This window comes from uncultured Allobosea sp. (assembly GCF_945956895.1).
Classification (GTDB): Bacteria; Pseudomonadota; Alphaproteobacteria; order Rhizobiales; family Beijerinckiaceae; genus Allobosea.
Genome location: NZ_CAMFJF010000015.1, coordinates 87,911 through 104,260 on the forward strand (window position 1 = coordinate 87,911; position 16,350 = coordinate 104,260).

The 16,350-nt window shown below is 67.9% G+C and carries 18 protein-coding genes; 10 read left to right on the plus strand and 8 right to left on the minus strand.

The features are described from left to right. Positions 1–129 precede the first annotated feature (129 nt). Both Q0Q02_RS11535 and Q0Q02_RS11540 read right to left on the minus strand, forming a co-directional pair. Complete coding sequence (locus Q0Q02_RS11535) at positions 130–789, minus strand: methyltransferase (RefSeq protein ID WP_293809502.1); 660 nt, start codon at positions 787–789, stop codon at positions 130–132. Then, positions 786–1,940 (minus strand): glycosyltransferase, encoded by a 1,155-nt coding sequence (locus Q0Q02_RS11540; protein ID WP_293809503.1) that lies wholly within the window; start codon positions 1,938–1,940, stop codon positions 786–788. The genes Q0Q02_RS11535 and Q0Q02_RS11540 overlap by 4 nt, the downstream gene beginning before the upstream one ends. A gap of 142 nt (positions 1,941–2,082) precedes the next feature. Between Q0Q02_RS11540 and Q0Q02_RS11545 the strand changes: the two genes are divergently transcribed. Continuing rightward, the gene (locus Q0Q02_RS11545) at positions 2,083–2,556 is read left to right on the plus strand and encodes a 2TM domain-containing protein (RefSeq protein WP_293809505.1); all 474 of its coding nucleotides are present in this window, start codon (positions 2,083–2,085) and stop codon (positions 2,554–2,556) included. Positions 2,557–2,578: 22 nt separating this feature from the next. Here Q0Q02_RS11545 and Q0Q02_RS11550 read toward each other — a convergent pair whose 3' ends face one another. The 4 genes from Q0Q02_RS11550 to Q0Q02_RS11565 form a co-directional block, all read right to left on the minus strand. Beyond that, positions 2,579–4,063 (minus strand): S8 family serine peptidase, encoded by a 1,485-nt coding sequence (locus tag Q0Q02_RS11550; RefSeq protein WP_293809507.1) that lies wholly within the window; start codon positions 4,061–4,063, stop codon positions 2,579–2,581. A gap of 61 nt (positions 4,064–4,124) precedes the next feature. Beyond that, entirely contained in the window at positions 4,125–4,817 is a 693-nt protein-coding gene (locus Q0Q02_RS11555) for a hypothetical protein (RefSeq protein WP_293809509.1), read from the minus strand. A 48-nt stretch (positions 4,818–4,865) separates the two neighbouring features. After that, the gene (locus Q0Q02_RS11560; RefSeq protein WP_293809510.1) at positions 4,866–5,426 is read right to left on the minus strand and encodes a sigma-70 family RNA polymerase sigma factor; all 561 of its coding nucleotides are present in this window, start codon (positions 5,424–5,426) and stop codon (positions 4,866–4,868) included. Between the two features lie 281 nt (positions 5,427–5,707). Continuing rightward, positions 5,708–6,082 (minus strand): DUF6481 family protein, encoded by a 375-nt coding sequence (locus Q0Q02_RS11565; protein WP_293809512.1) that lies wholly within the window; start codon positions 6,080–6,082, stop codon positions 5,708–5,710. 345 nt (positions 6,083–6,427) lie between these two features. Between Q0Q02_RS11565 and proB the strand changes: the two genes are divergently transcribed. The 9 genes from proB to Q0Q02_RS11610 all read left to right on the plus strand — a co-directional run bounded on the left by proB (position 6,428) and on the right by Q0Q02_RS11610 (position 15,262). Next, positions 6,428–7,552: a glutamate 5-kinase gene (gene proB / locus Q0Q02_RS11570; protein ID WP_293809514.1), complete on the plus strand. Its 1,125-nt coding sequence runs from the start codon at positions 6,428–6,430 to the stop codon at positions 7,550–7,552. Positions 7,553–7,740: 188 nt separating this feature from the next. Continuing rightward, positions 7,741–9,045: a glutamate-5-semialdehyde dehydrogenase gene (locus Q0Q02_RS11575; protein WP_293809516.1), complete on the plus strand. Its 1,305-nt coding sequence runs from the start codon at positions 7,741–7,743 to the stop codon at positions 9,043–9,045. A 14-nt stretch (positions 9,046–9,059) separates the two neighbouring features. After that, positions 9,060–9,671, plus strand: coding sequence for a nicotinate-nucleotide adenylyltransferase (locus Q0Q02_RS11580; RefSeq protein ID WP_293809518.1), 612 nt, complete (start codon positions 9,060–9,062; stop codon positions 9,669–9,671). Between the two features lie 123 nt (positions 9,672–9,794). Further along, complete coding sequence (gene rsfS / locus Q0Q02_RS11585) at positions 9,795–10,151, plus strand: ribosome silencing factor (protein WP_293809535.1); 357 nt, start codon at positions 9,795–9,797, stop codon at positions 10,149–10,151. Positions 10,152–10,163: 12 nt separating this feature from the next. Next, a complete protein-coding gene (gene rlmH / locus Q0Q02_RS11590) occupies positions 10,164–10,643 on the plus strand; it encodes a 23S rRNA (pseudouridine(1915)-N(3))-methyltransferase RlmH (protein ID WP_293809519.1) in 480 nt (159 codons plus the stop codon). After that, positions 10,640–11,980, plus strand: coding sequence for a peptidoglycan DD-metalloendopeptidase family protein (locus Q0Q02_RS11595; protein WP_293809521.1), 1,341 nt, complete (start codon positions 10,640–10,642; stop codon positions 11,978–11,980). Before rlmH ends, Q0Q02_RS11595 begins: the two co-directional genes overlap by 4 nt. After that, entirely contained in the window at positions 11,980–13,341 is a 1,362-nt protein-coding gene (locus Q0Q02_RS11600) for a S41 family peptidase (RefSeq protein ID WP_293809522.1), read from the plus strand. Before Q0Q02_RS11595 ends, Q0Q02_RS11600 begins: the two co-directional genes overlap by 1 nt. A gap of 293 nt (positions 13,342–13,634) precedes the next feature. Further along, positions 13,635–14,741 carry a divergent polysaccharide deacetylase family protein gene (locus Q0Q02_RS11605; protein WP_293809524.1) on the plus strand — a complete coding sequence of 369 codons (1,107 nt, stop codon included), beginning with the start codon at positions 13,635–13,637 and terminating at the stop codon, positions 14,739–14,741. Next, on the plus strand, positions 14,738–15,262 hold the full coding sequence (locus tag Q0Q02_RS11610) for an RNA pyrophosphohydrolase (RefSeq protein ID WP_293809526.1): 525 nt from the start codon (positions 14,738–14,740) through the stop codon (positions 15,260–15,262). Before Q0Q02_RS11605 ends, Q0Q02_RS11610 begins: the two co-directional genes overlap by 4 nt. Positions 15,263–15,284: 22 nt before the next feature. Here Q0Q02_RS11610 and Q0Q02_RS11615 read toward each other — a convergent pair whose 3' ends face one another. Together Q0Q02_RS11615 and Q0Q02_RS11620 are read right to left on the minus strand one after the other, a co-directional pair. Then, entirely contained in the window at positions 15,285–15,872 is a 588-nt protein-coding gene (locus tag Q0Q02_RS11615; RefSeq protein ID WP_293809528.1) for a hypothetical protein, read from the minus strand. 244 nt (positions 15,873–16,116) lie between these two features. Then, positions 16,117–16,350 (minus strand): hypothetical protein (locus Q0Q02_RS11620; protein WP_293809529.1); only part of this gene is annotated, 234 nt, incomplete at its 5' end.

Below are 16,350 nucleotides of genomic sequence, written 5' to 3' on the forward strand. Positions count from 1 at the left end.
GCGGCAGAGCTCTACGTCCCCCTGGATTGCTTCGTCGCTGACGCTCCTCGCAATGACGGGAATCGTCGCGCGACCCTTCACCCAGCCCTCTCCCGCAAGGGGAGAGGGGGCAGGCCCCGGTGCATATGCCTACCCGGCGAGCCGCCAGACCGAACTGCGCTTGATCTCGGCATCCTCCAGCGCGCGCGTCACCGGCACCTCATAGCTCGCGACCGCCTCCAGCTTGCCGCGCGGCAGATAGCTGCGGCCGGGATCGCCGATGAGCACCGTCGCGCCCCGCGCCGACAGCCCGGCGAGCCAATCGACAACCCGCTCGGCCATGTCGCGCTCGTAGCAGACATCCCCCGCGCAGACGACGTCCCAGCCTTCGTCGCAGCCGATCAGGTCTTCGCAGCGCGATGTCACCGCGACCCCATTGGCTGTAGCATTGATGCCGATCGCCGCCGCCGCGAAACCGTCGATATCGCAGGCCTCGACCGGCGCCGCTCCAACCTTTGCCGCCGCGATCGCCACCAGGCCGGAGCCTGAGGCGAAATCAAGCATACGGCGGCCGGCGACGATGCCGGGGTGATCCAGCAGATAGCGCGCCAGCGCCTGCCCGCCCGCCCAGGCGAAGGCCCAGAAGGGCGGCGGCAGGCCGATCACGGCAAGCTCATCCTCGGTCTTCTGCCAGAGCTCTGTCGCTTCCTCGGCGACATGCAAGGAAATCTCCGGAGCATACGGCACCGGCAAGAGCCGCGTATGCGCGCGGATGAAGGCCTCGCGATCGAGGATGGCCTCGCCGCTCATGCTGCGGCGTCCGGCACTGCAAGGCCGAGCAGACTGAGATAAAGCGCCTTCACTCCATTCATCACGTCGCGCTCGGTATGTCCGTCGAGCAGACGCGCGCGAGCACTCTCGCCCATGCGTTCGGCGAGACGGGGAGCGCCGGCGAGGGTGACGAGCGCCCCGGCCAGCGCCGCCGCATCATCGGCCGGCACGACCATGCCGTCCTGTCCGTCCCGAACGAAGCTGCGGCAGCCCGGCACATCCGTGGTCAGGATCGCCCGGCCGCAGGAAGCCGCCTCCAGGATCGTGCGCGGCAGGCCCTCGCCGCCGCGCGAGGGCAGGATGCAGAGATGATGCGCCTTCCAGACGCCCTCGATATCGCGCGTCGGCCCAGCCCAGGTGATGCCCGGCCGCGCCGCCCATTCCTTCAGCGTCGTCTCGGGGATAGCCTTGGGATTGGACGGGTCGGGCGCGCCATGGATGGTAAGCGTGACCTTGGCGCCCTCGGCCCGCGCGAGCCGGACGGCCTCAACCGCGAGATCGACGCCCTTGGACCAGAGCATGCGCGCGACCAGCGCGACCTTGAGCGGCGGCGCCGGCGGCATCGGCGAGGGCATCAGGATCAACGGGTCGACGCCCGCGCCGCCGACGATTGCGACCTTCGTGCCATCCTGCGGGTCGAGCCCCAGCGTCACGGGATCGTCGGGGTTCTCGAACAGGAACCGCACCCGCGGCCCGTCGATCGCACCGCGCAACCAGGTGATCGCCGCGAAACGCGCCGCCGCCGCGAGCGCACCTTGCTTCGCGCCGAGGAAGCCGAGCCCGGTCAGCGCATAGACCCGCCGCTCGACACCGGCGAGCTTGCCGGCGAGCCCCGCGAGCGCGATCGGCTTCAGCGCGATGCAATGCAGGATGTCGGGTTGTTCCGCCGCGATCAGGCGCTTCAGCGCCGCGACCTGCCTGAACAGCGCCCGCGGATCGAGGCTGCGCCGCTCCGCCTCCAGCCCGATCAGCCGGGCGCCGGTCGCCTCGATCGCCCGCCGGTGGTTGCGCTCGCGCGCGATCACCGCGACGTCGAAGCCAAGCTCGCGCGCAGCCCGCGCCATCGGCAGGAAATGCGAGGCGAAGAACCAGTCTTCAGTAGCGACGAAGAGAAGCTTGGGGCGCGGCATGGCGCCATCAGGCCGATACGGCGGCGAAATGCAACCCGCCACCGCGCTGTCGTGCTAATGTCGGGTCGATGTCGGGCTCCTGACGTGGCGCACCCGTTCCACTCCGCCGCATCCTGCGATCGAGGCGAGCAACGAGGGATTCATGCTCATTCAGAAGCTCAGACTTCAGCGCGGCTGGTCGCAGGAGCAGCTGGCGCATCTCAGCGGACTCAGCGTCCGGACGATCCAGAGGATCGAGAATGGCCAGGCGCCGAGCGTGGAATCCCTCAAGTCGCTCGCTTCCGTCTTCGAGATGGATTTCAGCGAACTGAGGGAAAACGATATGATATTGGCAGATCGGACACCGGCCATCACGCCGGACGAGGAACTGGCGCTCAATCAGGTCAGGGAGATCAAGCGCTTCTACCTGCGGATAATGCAATACGCGGTGGTCGTGGCAATCCTCGCCGCGATCAATCTCACCATGGATGCGCGCTATCTCTGGTTCCTGTGGGTCGCCTTGTTCTGGGGCGTGGCGCTGGCCTTCAAGGGGCTGCGCGTCTTCGACAAGATCCCGTTTCTCAACGCTGCCTGGGAGAAACGTCAGGTCGAGCGCAAGCTGGGTCGTCAGCTCTGAACCGGACGACGGGCCGCGAGCCTCAGGGCCGCGCGGTCGCGACCGGCAGGACCCGGGCGAGCGCTGTCGGCGGATCGATGCGGCCGGCACCGAAGACCGGATCGCGCCCGCGCGAACCGAGATCGACAGCGCTGTCGCCGAGCACCCGGCGAGCGCTGTCGGAATCGAGCTCCGGCTGCTTCTCGAGCAGGAGCGCGACCAGCGCCGTGACATGGGCCGCAGCGATCGAGGTGCCCGAGGTGAAGGCGTAGCGCCCGCCGGGCTCAGCCGTCAGCACGTCGACACCCGGTGCCGCGACCGCGATGTAGCTGCCGCGATTGGCTTCAATGAAAACCTTGTCCTCGGCATCGGTCGCCGTCACCGCGATCACGCTCGGATCGGCGCCGGGATAGAGCGGGGCCGACCGGGCTCCGCCATTGCCCGCGGCGCCGACCGTGATGACGCCGCGCTCCTTCGCGCCGGCCAATGCCTTGGAGAGCAGGCGGTCCTGCGGGCCGGCGAAGCTGAGATTGATCACCTTGGCACGCTGCTGGACGACCCATTCGAGCGCGGTCAGGATCTGGAACGACTTGCCGTTGGCTGAGACAGCCTGCGGGCCGCCGAAAGCGCGGGCGACGATGAGCCGGGCTGCCGGGGCGATGCCCTGCAATTCGCCATGCGCGACGATCGCCGTCGCCATCGAGGTGCCATGGGCATGCGGCGTCGCCAGCCCGTCGATCGCGTCGAGATAGCCGAGGACCGAGCCCTGAATCTCGGGATGGTCCATGTCGACGCCGGAATCGATCATGCCGACCCTGACGCCGCGCCCTTGTGCCAGCTTGCGCGCTTCGCTGAGCCGCAGCTTGTCGACGACATATTGTGGCGGCAGCACGCGCCGCACCGCCGCGCTACCGCGCGCCGCCGTTGCGGGATCGGCCAGCCGCAGGCTCGGCGGCGTCTGTGCCGAGGCGGTCGAATCGGACGAGGCCGTGGTCGCCCCTCCCGGCTGGCCGGCGGGCGCCATCGAATCCTGCTGCAATTCGAAGAGGAAGTTCGGCTGCGCTCCGGCGATGTTGGTGTCGTCGGCCATCTCGGTGAGCACGGCGCGCAGGTCGCGCCCGGCCTCGAGCTTGGCCCTGATGATGGTGACGCCGGCGAGATCGAAGCGCTGCCGCGCGATCAATGTCGCGCCATAGCGGCGCAGCACGGTCTCCGCCTCGACATTAGGCGCGAGCTCGAACAGCACCTCGTCGGGAACGAAGCGGTTCTCGTCGAGCGCAGGCACGATGGCGCGCTGGGTCCGCGGCTGCAGCCAGGAGCCGGGCGGCACGCGCATCGAGCGGTTGGTTCCGCCGGCCGAGGGCTGCTGCGGGCTCGTCGTCGGCGCGATGCGCCTGCCGTCGCCGGTGCCGCCTGCGGGCTGGGCGAAAGCCAGTCCCGGCACGAACGCGAGCGCACATGCGAGCAAGCCGGCGCCGGCGAGGCACCGAACCGAGGATTTCCGGCGAGCGAACGGGGACGGCAGCATGGCCTAGCCCTCCTGCGACGAAAACATCATGCCATGGCGCCTCACGACCGCGCCAGCCGGATCACGGCGCCGGCGCAACGAAGCTGACGATGGCGCTCTCGCCTTTCATCCGCGCCGCGATCGCATCGATCTGGCTGGAGGAGAGGGAGGCATCGCCGACGCGCACCTTGAAGAAACCGTTGGCGCGGGGGCCGTCGACCACCGAGGCATCGAAACGCTTGAAGAAGGAGGCGATCTCGCCGGCCTTCGCCTCGGGCGAGAAGCTCAGCAGCACATAGCTCTCCGACGAGCGCGTGCCCGGCGCGGAGGCAGTCTGGAAACCGGGGCCTCCGTCGCGCAGTGCCAGGCCGGTGATCGCCACGCTCTGCAGAACGATCAGCGCGATAGCGGCAGCGCTGGCATAGGCCAGGCGGCGCGGCGTCTGCGCGGCCAGGAGGCCGCCGAGCCAGCCGAGAAGGCCACGGCTGTTCTCCTGGGCGCGGGCTAGAAGAGGCGCCGGACGGGCTTCGGCCTCGATCCCGGCCATCAGCTTTTCGAGCGCCTTGTGGGAGGGAGCGCCGAGGCTCTCGTTGAGGAGGACCGTCTCGGCCATATCGTCACGGATGAGATCGAGCCGCGCCGCGAGTTCGGCATCGCTGCCGAGCGCGGCCTCGACTCGGCGCTTGTCCGCATCCGAGATACGGCCATTGGCATAGAAGGGCAGCAGCTCTTCGAGCTCGCGGCGTTTCGGATCGCTGGCGATGCTGTCGTTCATCACGCCACTCCCTGGGCGGCCGGGCCGCGCCTCATAATAACGGAAATTCTACGGCCAGCCGCGGTCGATGCCGGCCGCCTTGAGCATTTCGCCCAGCTTCTTGCGGGCGTGGAAAAGCCGGGTCTTGACGGTATTCTCGGGGATGCCGACGATCCGTGCGACCTCCTCGACGGAGGTCTCGTGATAATAGACGAGGTCGATGACCTCGCGATGCTCGGCCGAAAGGCGTCCGAGGCAGGCGCGGATGGCGAGACCCTTGTCCTGCTTCTGCAGGACGGTCTCGGGGCCGTCGGCCTCGTCCTCGATGCTTTCGGCGTAGTCCTCGTCCAGCTCGGCATCGCGGCGCTTGCGCAGGAGCGACCAGGCCTTGTTCCGGGCAATGGCGAGCAGCCAGGTCGAGACCGAGGCGCGCGCCTCGAACCGATCAGCCTGTCGCCACAGATCCATGAACACGTCACTGATCACATCCTCGGCAAGCGTCTCGTCGCGGACGAGCCGCAGCACGAAACGGTAGACCCGCACCTGATGCCGCGAAAACAGCACCTTCATCGCGAGCCGGTCACCAGAGGCGATCCGTTTGACGAGGTCCTCGTCCGATTCCGTATGCATTGCCCCTCGAAGGCCAGGCATCCCGGCTCGCATCCAGTTGTCGCGGCGAGCGGGGAAAAGGTTCAACCCGGCGCGCACAATAATCTGCACGCGCGGATTTGCCGATAGGTCGATGCGAAACGGAGAGGTGTTTTTGCCGGAAATTCAGCCTTCGGCCGGGCCACGCGCTGCCATCGCGGTTAAGCGGTTATGAAAAGGGGCGCTCGCGGCGCCCCAAATCGCATTCTCTAGAGATGCGCGAATTCCTGTCGCCCGGCCGATATGGCCTGGCGGAAAAGGCGTCAGCGGCGTTTGCCGGCGGTCCGCATCTGCATGTACTGCACGGCTTCCAGCAGCACCTTGCGCGGACGCTCGGCGTCGCGCTTGGCCTGCTCCGCCTTGCGGGCGGCCTCGCGGGCGAGCTCTTCCTGGCGCTTCTCTTCCTCGATGCGCGCACGCTCGATCGCTTCCAGGCGCTCCTTCTCGGCCCGGATCTTCGCCTTCTCGGCTTCGCGCTCGGCGCGCGCCGCGGCGATGGCTTCCCGCTCCTCGCGTCGCTGCACCATCACCGGGTCGTCGGCCTTCGGCCGGGCCTTGAAACGCTCGAGCAGAGCCTTCTTGGCATTGGCGGAATTGGACTGGCGGTCGGTAAAGCTGCGGTCGTTCGGGTTCTTCAAGGGTGATCTTCTCTCGGGTTGTTACGGACGTTCATCGGCCCGCGCGGGCGAGATAATCCAAATCCGGCCGGATTGGTATCGAAATCAACGCGCGGCAGCCCCGCTTCCAGCGCTTATCGGGCGGCAGATTCTGTATGCTGCACGCCAAAAATGCATGGAGGCGGCAGGGTCACCCCCCCGATCAGACGGGTGAGCCGGCCCATGCATATGGGCACCGCGCCCTGCTCTGTCAATGCAAAGCCCCGTTTTCGGGCCATCCGACGCGTCCGAGAGTGCCTCTATACTTTACAAGCGCTGCATTTTCCCCAACAGGCAGGGGGACTGCCGCAACAACGCCGTGCTCCCGTGAAGACGCCCCTGCTCTCCGATTTCCGCCGCATCGTCGTCAAGGTCGGCTCCAGCCTGCTGGTCGATCGCGACCGCGGCCGGCTCCGCCATGCCTGGCTCGCCGCGCTGGCCGAGGATCTCGCCGAGCTGCACCAGCGCGGCGCCGACGTGCTCGTCGTCTCCTCCGGCGCGATCGCGCTCGGGCGCACCGTGCTCGGCCTGCCCTCCGGGCCGTTGCGACTCGAGGAGAGCCAGGCCGCCGCCGCGGTCGGCCAGATCGCGCTCGCCCGCAACTGGGCCGAGGCGCTGGGCGCGCATGGCCTGACCGCCGGACAGGTGCTGCTGACGCTGGCCGACACCGAGCAGCGCCGCCGCTATCTCAATGCGCGCGCGACGCTTGGCCGTCTGCTCGACCTGCGCGCCGTCCCCGTCATCAACGAGAACGACACCGTCGCCACCACCGAGATCCGCTATGGCGATAATGACAGGCTCGCGGCGCGGGTCGCGACCATGGCCGGCGCCGACCTGCTGGTGCTGTTCTCCGATATCGACGGGCTCTACACGGCACCTCCTGCGAAAGATCCGAGCGCGCGGCATATTCCCGTGGTCGAACGCATCACGCCGGAGATCGATGCCATGGCCGGCGGCGCGGCCTCCGAGCTCTCGCGCGGCGGCATGCGCACCAAGATCGAGGCCGGCAAGATCGCGGCGGCCGGCGGCACCCATATGCTGATCGCCGACGGACGCGCCAAGAATCCGCTCGCCGGCGTCGCCGAGGGCGGCCGCTGCACCTGGTTCCTCACCGGATCGACACCCGCCACCGCGCGCAAGACCTGGATCGCCGGTTCGCTGGAACCGCGCGGCACGCTGCATCTCGATGCCGGCGCGGCCCGCGCCCTGCGCGGCGGCGCGAGCCTCTTGCCGGTCGGCGTCACCCGGATCGAGGGCGAGTTCGCGCGCGGCGACGCCGTGCTGATCCGCGACCCCGAAGGTCATCTGCTCGGTCGCGGCCTCGTCGCCTATGACGCTTCCGAGGCCGCGCTGGTGCTCGGCAAGGCCTCGCGCGATATCGAGACCGTGCTGGGCTATCCCGGCCGCGCCGAGATGATCCACCGGGACGACATGGCGCTCGGGCTGGGCTAGGGTGTCATCGGTTCTCCAGAAAACGCGCGGTCATCCCGGGCGACCGAAGGGAGACCCGGGATCCATGCCGGAACGGTTCAGGCATGGATTCCGGATCGGCGCAGCTTCGCTGCTTGTCCGGGATGCCCCGCGTTCTTCCGGCAATCGGATAAGCTTCGATCGACGGACATCAATTCAGGTTGGGTGAAATGACCGGCGACAGCGCATTGCGCATCATCGCGACGAACGAGGCCGCCGATATCGGCGCTGTCATGCAGGATGTCGGGCGCCGCGCCCGCGCCGCCGCACGCAAGGTCGCGCTGAGCCCGACCGAGCAGCGCAATACCGCCCTCCTCGCCATGGCCGAAGCACTGCGCGCCCGCAGCGCCCAGATCCTCGCCGCCAACGCCCAGGACCTTGCAGACGGCAAGGCCGCCGGCCTGAGCGGCTCCTTCATCGACCGCCTCGCCCTCGACGAAAAACGGCTTGCCGCCATCGCCGACGCCGTCGCCGAGGTCGCCGATCTGCCCGATCCGCTCGGGCGCGTGCTGGCGGAATGGACCCGGCCCAACGGCCTGCGCTTCGAGCGCGTCGCGACGCCGCTCGGCGTGATCGCCGTGATCTTCGAGAGCCGCCCCAATGTCACCGCCGATGCCGGCGCGCTCTGCCTGAAGAGCGGCAATGCCGCGATCCTGCGCGCCGGCTCCGATTCCTTCCGCTCCTCGACCGAGATCGCCGCCGCGATGCGCGAAGGACTGGAAGCCGCCGGGCTCCCCGCCGACGCGATCCAGCTCGTGCCGACGCGCGACCGTGCCGCAGTCGGCGAAATCCTTTCCGGGCTCAACGGCAATATCGACGTCGTCGTGCCCCGCGGGGGAAAAAGCCTCGTCGCCCGCGTCCAGAGCGAGGCGCGCGTGCCGGTCTTCGCCCATCTCGACGGCAACTGCCATGTCTATGTCGATGCCAAGGCCGAACTCGCCATGGCCAGCGAGATCCTGCTCAACGCGAAACTCCGCCGCACCGGTGTCTGCGGCGCGGCCGAAACACTGCTGGTCGACGAGGGCTGTGCCGGCACGCATCTCGCCCCGCTCGTCACCGCCCTGCTCGAAGCCGGCTGCGCCGTGCGCGGCGATGCAGCGGCCCGCGCCGTCGATGCGCGCGTGACCGCCGCGACCGAGGAGGACTGGGCGACCGAATATCTCGACCGGATCATCGCGGTGAAGACCGTGCCCGGCCTCGATGCCGCGATCGACCATATCGAGCGCTACGGCTCGCATCACACCGATGCGATCGTCACGGCCGACGCGGCCGCCGCCGCCCGCTTCCTGGCGGAAGTCGATTCCGCCATCGTCATCCACAACGCCTCGACCCAGTTCGCCGATGGCGGCGAATTCGGCTTCGGCGCCGAGATCGGCATCGCGACCGGCCGCATGCATGCGCGCGGCCCCGTCGGGGTCGAGCAGCTCTGCTCCTTCAAGTACCGCGTCCATGGCGCGGGCCAGACCCGCCCCTGAACCGTGCAGCAAGGATGACGAGCGAGCCTCTGCGCCTGCCGCCTCATGCGCCCGGCCTTTGCATCGGCCTGTTCGGCGGCAGCTTCAACCCTGCCCATGACGGCCATCGGCTTGCGAGCCTCACCGCGCTGCGCCGTCTCCAGCTCGACCGCATCTGGTGGCTGGTCACGCCCGGCAATCCCCTGAAGGACAATGCGAAGCTGCCGCCGCTCGGCGAGCGCCTGCGGCAAGCGCGCGGGGGCGCCGGCCATGCCCGCATCCATGTCACCGGCATCGAGGCTCGTCTGCGCACCCGCTATACCGCCGACACGCTGCGCGCGCTGAAGCGGCGCTGCCCGGGCGTCAATTTCGTCTGGATCATGGGCTCGGACAATCTCGCCGGCTTCCACCGCTGGGCCGAGTGGCGCGCGATAGCCCGGATGATGCCGATCGCGATCATCGACCGGCCGGGCTCGACCCATAGCGCCATGGCCTCGCCCGCCGCCAACTGGCTGTCGCGCTGGCGCATTTCCGAAAACCAGGCGGCTGTCCTGCCCCGCACGCACCCGCCCGCCTGGGTTTTCCTGCATGGGAAGCGCTCGGCGCTCTCCTCCACAATGCTGCGCAAACAGGCTGGCCGCGATTGAATTCCGGGGCCTCCCAGCTTATTTTGCCCGCACCGCGCGAACGCGCATCAGGATCGAGAGGATACGTCACTGACCCGTCAAACCCTTGGTGAAGCCGAGCCGAAGCCGCTTCCCCAGGCCGCTATCGCGGACAACCCCTCTGCCGATAGCATCGCCCTTGCCCAGCGCGTCCTCAAGGACATGAAGGCCGAGGACATCACGGTGATCGACCTCGTCGGCAAGACGTCGCTGGCCGACGCGATGATTATCGCGTCCGGTAACGTCAACCGCCATGTCGCCGCCATCTCGGACGCCTTGATCGAAGCCCTGAAGGCGTCCGGACTTCCCACGCCCAACGTCGAAGGCATGCCTGCCTGCGACTGGGTGCTGATCGATACCGGCGACATCATCATCCACGTCTTCCGGCCCGAAGTGCGCCAGTTCTACAATCTCGAGAAGATGTGGGGCACCGACCGGCCGAACGAACGCCTCGACAGCTGACGCGATCCTCCAATGCGGCTCGCGGTCATCGCCGTCGGCCGGCTCAAGGATGGGCCGGAACGGGAGCTCTGCGAGCGCTATCGTGAGCGCGGCGTCGCGCTCGGCCGCGGCATCGGCTTCAGCGGTCCTGACATCGTCGAGATCGCCGAGAGCCGGGGCCGCCGCCCCGAGGAGCGCAAGCGCGAGGAGGCTCAAGCCATCCTCGCGAAGGCGCAGCCCGGCTTGATCATTGCCCTCGACGAGCGCGGCCGGCATCTCGGCAGCGAGGCCTTCGCCACCCGCCTCGCCACCGCCCGCGATTCCGGCACCGCCCATGCCAGCCTGATCATCGGCGGCGCCGACGGGCTGAGCGAGGAGATCCGCGACAGGGCCGATATCACGCTCGCCTTCGGCGCCCTGACCATCCCGCACCAGATCGTGCGGGCGCTCGTGCTCGAACAGCTCTATCGCGCGATGACGATCATCTCCGGCCACCCCTATCATCGCGTATGACCTTGCTGATTCGCCCCGGACTGCGCGGCCTGTGCCTTGCCGCCCTGCTGGCGACCTCGGCCACGGCCCAGACACCCCAGCCCGATCCGGAAGCCCTCCAACGCGAGGCGATGCAAAAGCTCGTCGAGAAACAGGCGCGCGAAAGCGAGCTCAAGGCGATCGAGCAGCGCCTCGCCGGAAACGCGGATGCGCGCGCCGCTCTCGACAAGGAGATGGCCGCGATCCGCGCCGACCGCGCCGCGCTCAACAAGGCCTTGCTCGACACCACCGCGAAAACCCAGGCCGCCGAGGAGCGCCTGGGCGGGCTGGAGACGCGGCTCGCCCTGCTGCAATCGAGCGAGACGGCGATTCGCCGTTCGCTTGAAGGCCGGCGCAACCTGATCGCCGAGGTCCTGGCCGCGCTGCAGCGCATCGGCCGGCGCCCGCCGCCCGCCGTGCTGGTCCGCCCCGAGGATATCCTCGAAGCCGTGCGCGCCTCGATGCTGCTCGGCGCCGTCGTTCCCGACCTCCGGCAGGAAGTCGAAATCCTCGGCACCGACCTCGCCGAGCTCGTCCGGTTGCGCAACGGCATCGCCACTGAAAAAGGCCGGATCGGCGAGGAGATGGAGCAGATCGCGAGCGAGCGTCAGCGCCTGGCATCCCTGATCGAGGCCAGGCGCGAGCGCGAGGCCAGCGCGGCCAAGGACGTCGAATCACAGGCGGCGCTCGGCAAGGAGCTTGCCGGCCAGGCGCGCTCGATGCGGGATTTCGTCGAGAAGATCGAGAAGGAAATCTCCGTCGCCAACAGGGCGGCCGATGCCGCCCGTCAGGCGATCGAACAGGAGACGCGCGAGCAGCGCGAGCGCATGACCGCTCTCGCCTTCAAGGACCCGGCGCGGCTCGCCCCCAAGATCGCCTTCGCCGAGGCGAAAGGCCTGCTCTCCCTGCCCGTCTCGGGATCACGATTGCGTGGTTTCGGCGATTCAGACGGCGCCGGCGGAACGATTCGCGGGATTTCGCTGGAAACCCGCGCGAACGCCCTAGTTTCGGCGCCTTCTGACGCTTGGGTTGTTTACGCGGGACCGTTCCGTTCGTTCGGACAACTCTTGATCCTGAACGCCGGCGGGGGCTACTACATCCTGCTGGCTGGCATGCAGCGGATCGACGTCGCGCTCAATCAGTTCGTGCTGGCGGGGGAGCCGGTTGCGGCGATGGGCGAAACGTCGGAAGCTGCCGCGACGACCGTAGGGGTGGGAACCGGGCAACCGGTTCTCTATATCGAATTCAGGAAAGACGGCGTCTCGATCGATCCGATGCCGTGGTGGACGAAATCGCAAGGCGAAAAGGTTCGCGGATGATGCGCAAGGTTTCCCTCGTTCTCGCCGGCGCCATCATGGGCGCGGGCCTGACTGGACTGGCTACCCAGACGAGGCTGCTCTCCTCGACCAGCGCGGTGGCGGCTTCAGCCGAGGTCTACCGCAGCCTCAACCTGTTCGGCGACATCTTCGAGAAGATCCGCACCGACTATGTCGACAAGCCCGACGAGCAGAAGCTGATCGAGGCCGCCATCAACGGCATGGTCTCCTCGCTCGACCCGCACTCGTCCTATCTCGACTCCAAGTCGTTCCGCGACATGGACACCGACATGCGCGGCCAGTTCGGCGGCCTCGGCATCGAGGTGACGATGGAGGACGGCGTCCTCAAGGTCGCGAAGCCCATCAAGGATACGCCCGCCTCCAAGGCCGGCATCCTCACCAACGACATCATCCGCCAGATCGACGGCCAGGAAGTGAAGGGCCTGTCCCTGACCCAGGCCGTCGAGAAGATGCGCGGCCTGATCAACACCCAGGTCACGCTCAAGATCGACCGCCCCGGCAAGACCGAGCCGCTCGAGTTCACCCTCACACGCTCGACCATCGTCGTGCCGGCCGTCGAGGAGCGGGTCGAGGGCGATATCGGCTATATCCGCATCGGCACTTTCTCCGAGCAGACCTATGACGGCCTGCGCAAGGCGATCGAGAAGACCACGAGCGAGATCGGCGCCGACAAGCTCAAGGGCTACGTCATCGATCTCCGCAACAACCGCGGCGGGCGCCTCGACCAGTCCGTCCTGGTCTCCGACGCCTTCCTGGAGCGCGGCAAGATCGTCTCGACCCGCGGCCGCAATGCCGAGGAGACCCAGGTCTTCAACGCCAAATCGGGCGACCTGACCAAGGGCAAGCCGGTCGTGGTGCTGATCAACGGCTCGTCGGCCTCGGCGGCCGAGATCGTCGCCGGCGCCCTGCAGGATCACAAGCGCGCGACGGTGATGGGCACGCGCTCCTTCGGCAAGGGTTCGGTCCAGACCGTGATCCCGCTCGGCTCGAATGGCGGCCTGCGCCTGACCACGGCGCGCTACTACACGCCGTCGGGCAACTCGATCCAGGCCAAGGGCATCACGCCGGATATCGAGGTCCAGCAGGAGATCCCGCAGGAGATCAAGGACAAGCTCGTCGAGAACAAGGGCGAAGCTGCGCTCAAGGGCCATCTCAAGGCCGGCGAGGGCGAGGAGCAGTCCGGCTCGAGTTCCTATGTTCCCGCCGACGCGACCAAGGACACCCAGTTGATCGCCGCGCTCAACCAGCTGCGCGGCATCAAGAAGGATGTCGCGGCCCCCGCGGACAAGCCGGCCTCCCCGACGGCTTCCGCCGCTCCCGAGGCGCCCAAGCAGCCGAACTGAGCCTGCGGGCTCGGCGTCGGGCTCCTCAGGCGCCAGGCCGAGCGCCGGTCCGGCTCTCGTTTTCAGATCGAGAACGCGTGACCGATCAGATTGCGATGCGATCTGATCGGCGCGTACTCTGGCGCGCGGGCTGCTGATTCGGGTCCGCGTCGCAACCTCGAGGACGGCCTCTCTCGGCCGAAACGCCGCTGACGGAGCTCAATCGACCGCTCGGCCAGGATCGCCCGGCGGCCTCTGGCAGGCCCTGGGGACGCTGGCTCGCGACAGTCGCTGCCGGCTGCGTCGGTTCGGCTGTGCTGAGCCTCGCCCTGACGGTTGCCTTGCGTCGCGATCCCGATGGCGGCCAACCGATGGCCGTGGCCTCGATCGAGAAGCGTGTCGCCCCCGCCGCCTCCGTATCTGCAACCGCCGATCCGGCCACCGCCACGCCGCGTGGGCCGGCGAGCGCCGCCCAGCTCGAGAACAGCGCGGGTGTGACCGTGACGCGCGCCGGCGAGGATGCGCCGGAGGCCATCGTCATCACCATTCCCGACGAGTCGCGCACGATCAGGCTCGCGACGGCGCCCGATAGCCGCCTGGTCGAGCGCTCGCGCTATGGCATGCTGCCGAAGCTCGGCCCGGAAGGCGCGACACCGGCCAAGGTCTATGCCCGCCCCCTCGGCGCCGAGCCCACGGTCAAGCCGGCCGGCCGCATCGCACTGCTCGTCGGCGGTCTCGGCATCAGCCAGAACGGCACGGCCGATGCGATCGCGAAGCTGCCGGCGCCGGTCTCGCTCGCCTTCGCGCCCTATGGCACCGAGCTCGAACGCACGGTCCAGCGCGCCCGCGGCGAAGGCCACGAGGTCTTCCTGCAATTGCCGATGGAGCCCTTCGACTATCCCGACAACGATCCCGGCCCGCACACGCTGCTGACCGGTCCGAAGGCGCCTGACAATATCGACAAGCTGCATTGGGCGCTCGGTCGCTTCACTGGCTATGTCGGCATCGTCAATTTCCTCGGCGGTCGCTTCACCGCCGACGAGAGCGCCCTCTCCCCGGTCCTGCGCGAGCTCGCCGGCCGCGGCCTGATGGTGATCGATGACGGCTCCTCGGCGCGCAGCCAGCTCGCAGCCGCGGCTGACCGCGCCCGCATCCCCGCCCTGAAGATCGACCGTGTCGTCGACGGCGTCACCCGCGCCGACGCGATCGACAAGGAGCTGGCCGCGCTCGAAAATACCGCCCGCGAGCAGGGCATCGCGGTCGCCGCCGCCAGCGCCCTGCCTGTCTCGATCGAGCGCATCAATCGCTGGGCACAGTCGCTGGAAGCCAAGAAGATCGTGCTCGTTCCCATGAGCGCCGCCCGCGGCTTCCGCTCGCCCAAAACGACAGGGTCGCTCAAGTCCACGGGATCGCTGCAATGACTGACAAGGCCCCCGAAGGCTATCGCCCCTGCGTCGGCCTCGCCCTGTTCAACGCCGAAGGCCTCGTCTTCGTCGGCAGCCGCGCCGACAAGACCAAGCGCGAGCATGTCGCGCCGGGCCATGCCTGGCAGATGCCGCAGGGCGGCATCGACGCGGGCGAGACGCCGCTGGAGGCCGCGCGCCGTGAGCTTGCCGAGGAAACCAGCGTGACCGCGGTCGAGCTTCTCGCCGAGGCGCCGGGCTGGCTCTCCTACGACCTGCCCGTCGATATCGGCAAGGAAGCCTGGAAGGGCCGCTGGCGCGGCCAGGCGCAGAAATGGTTCGCCTTCCGCCTGACCGGTTCGGAGAACGAGATCAACATCCTCACCCCGGCCGGCGGCCACAAGGCCGAGTTCGACGCCTGGCGCTGGGTCAGGCTCGAGGAGACGCCGGACCTGATCATTCCGTTCAAACGGGATGTCTATCTGCAGGTCGCCAGGCATTTCGCCCCCTTCGCGGGTGCGGCCGGCACGAGAAGCTGAGCGTCTCAGCCCAAGTCGCCCCTCAGCCCATCGTGTAGACGACGCGACCGATCCAGTAGAACTGGTAGAGGATATGCACGCTGGCGAGCGCGAGATGCACGCCACGTCGCGCGGAAACATTGGCGATCAGGCAGAGCGCCAGCCCGATCGGAACCTGCACGAGATAGTCGCCGCTGAGCTGGGTCCAGTGTTCGGCGCCCTTGATCAGCGTATCGACGATATCGAGCAGGAAAGCCGCCGCGAGCAGGCCAAAGAACCAGCGCCGACTCCGGATGAAGAAATCCTCATAGCCGGCATATTCCGCGATGTTGTCCGGGAAGAGCAGCGCCGAGATCAGGTAGAGCACGACGGCATAGCCGATCAGGAAGAGATAGACGCCGAAGCTCCAGGCCGGGATGCGCGACAGTCCGAACTCCCACCACCAGAACAGCACGAGCTCGAGCAGAATCGAGCCGACCCAGAGCATGTGGAGCAGCGAAACGCGGTGGCGGCCGGGATGCTGAATGAAGCTGGCGATGCCGGCCAGCATCCGCGTGATGCCGAGGCCGATGACCATGCCCAGGACGATGCGGACATGGGTGAAGAGTTCGTGCGGCGAGACGGTCTCCATACTCCGTGCTTAGAGCATCGGACGCGTCGGTAGCCACCGATTTCGAGGCGCGCCTCATGCGATCGTCGCGATGAAGGCGAAATGGCGTCCCGGAAGGGGATGCCTGATGCTCAGTATTCCAACGAGTTAGCGGAAAGTGAGGCTTTCCGCACCGACAGGCTTTTAAAGGGCTCTCAAAATCCGAGTGTCCACCGGATCATGCCGCTCTGAACGGCTGTCAGCTCGGCCCGGCGGCCTCTGCATTCTACGCGGAAATCAATGCTGCGACGAGCGCCGAGCAGCTCAGCGGTATCGCAACGCGATTGTGGCCATTCTGGGGCGCCGGCCAGATTCCCGACGATGAAGCGGAATGGACTTGTCCCGGCAAACTGGAGAGCTCTTCTGAAGGAAGGAGGAGCATTTCATGGGCAAGCGGCAACGCCGGCTGGGGAAGGAATTCGAGGCGGAGGCCGTTCGTCTGGTTGAGACGAGCGGCCGC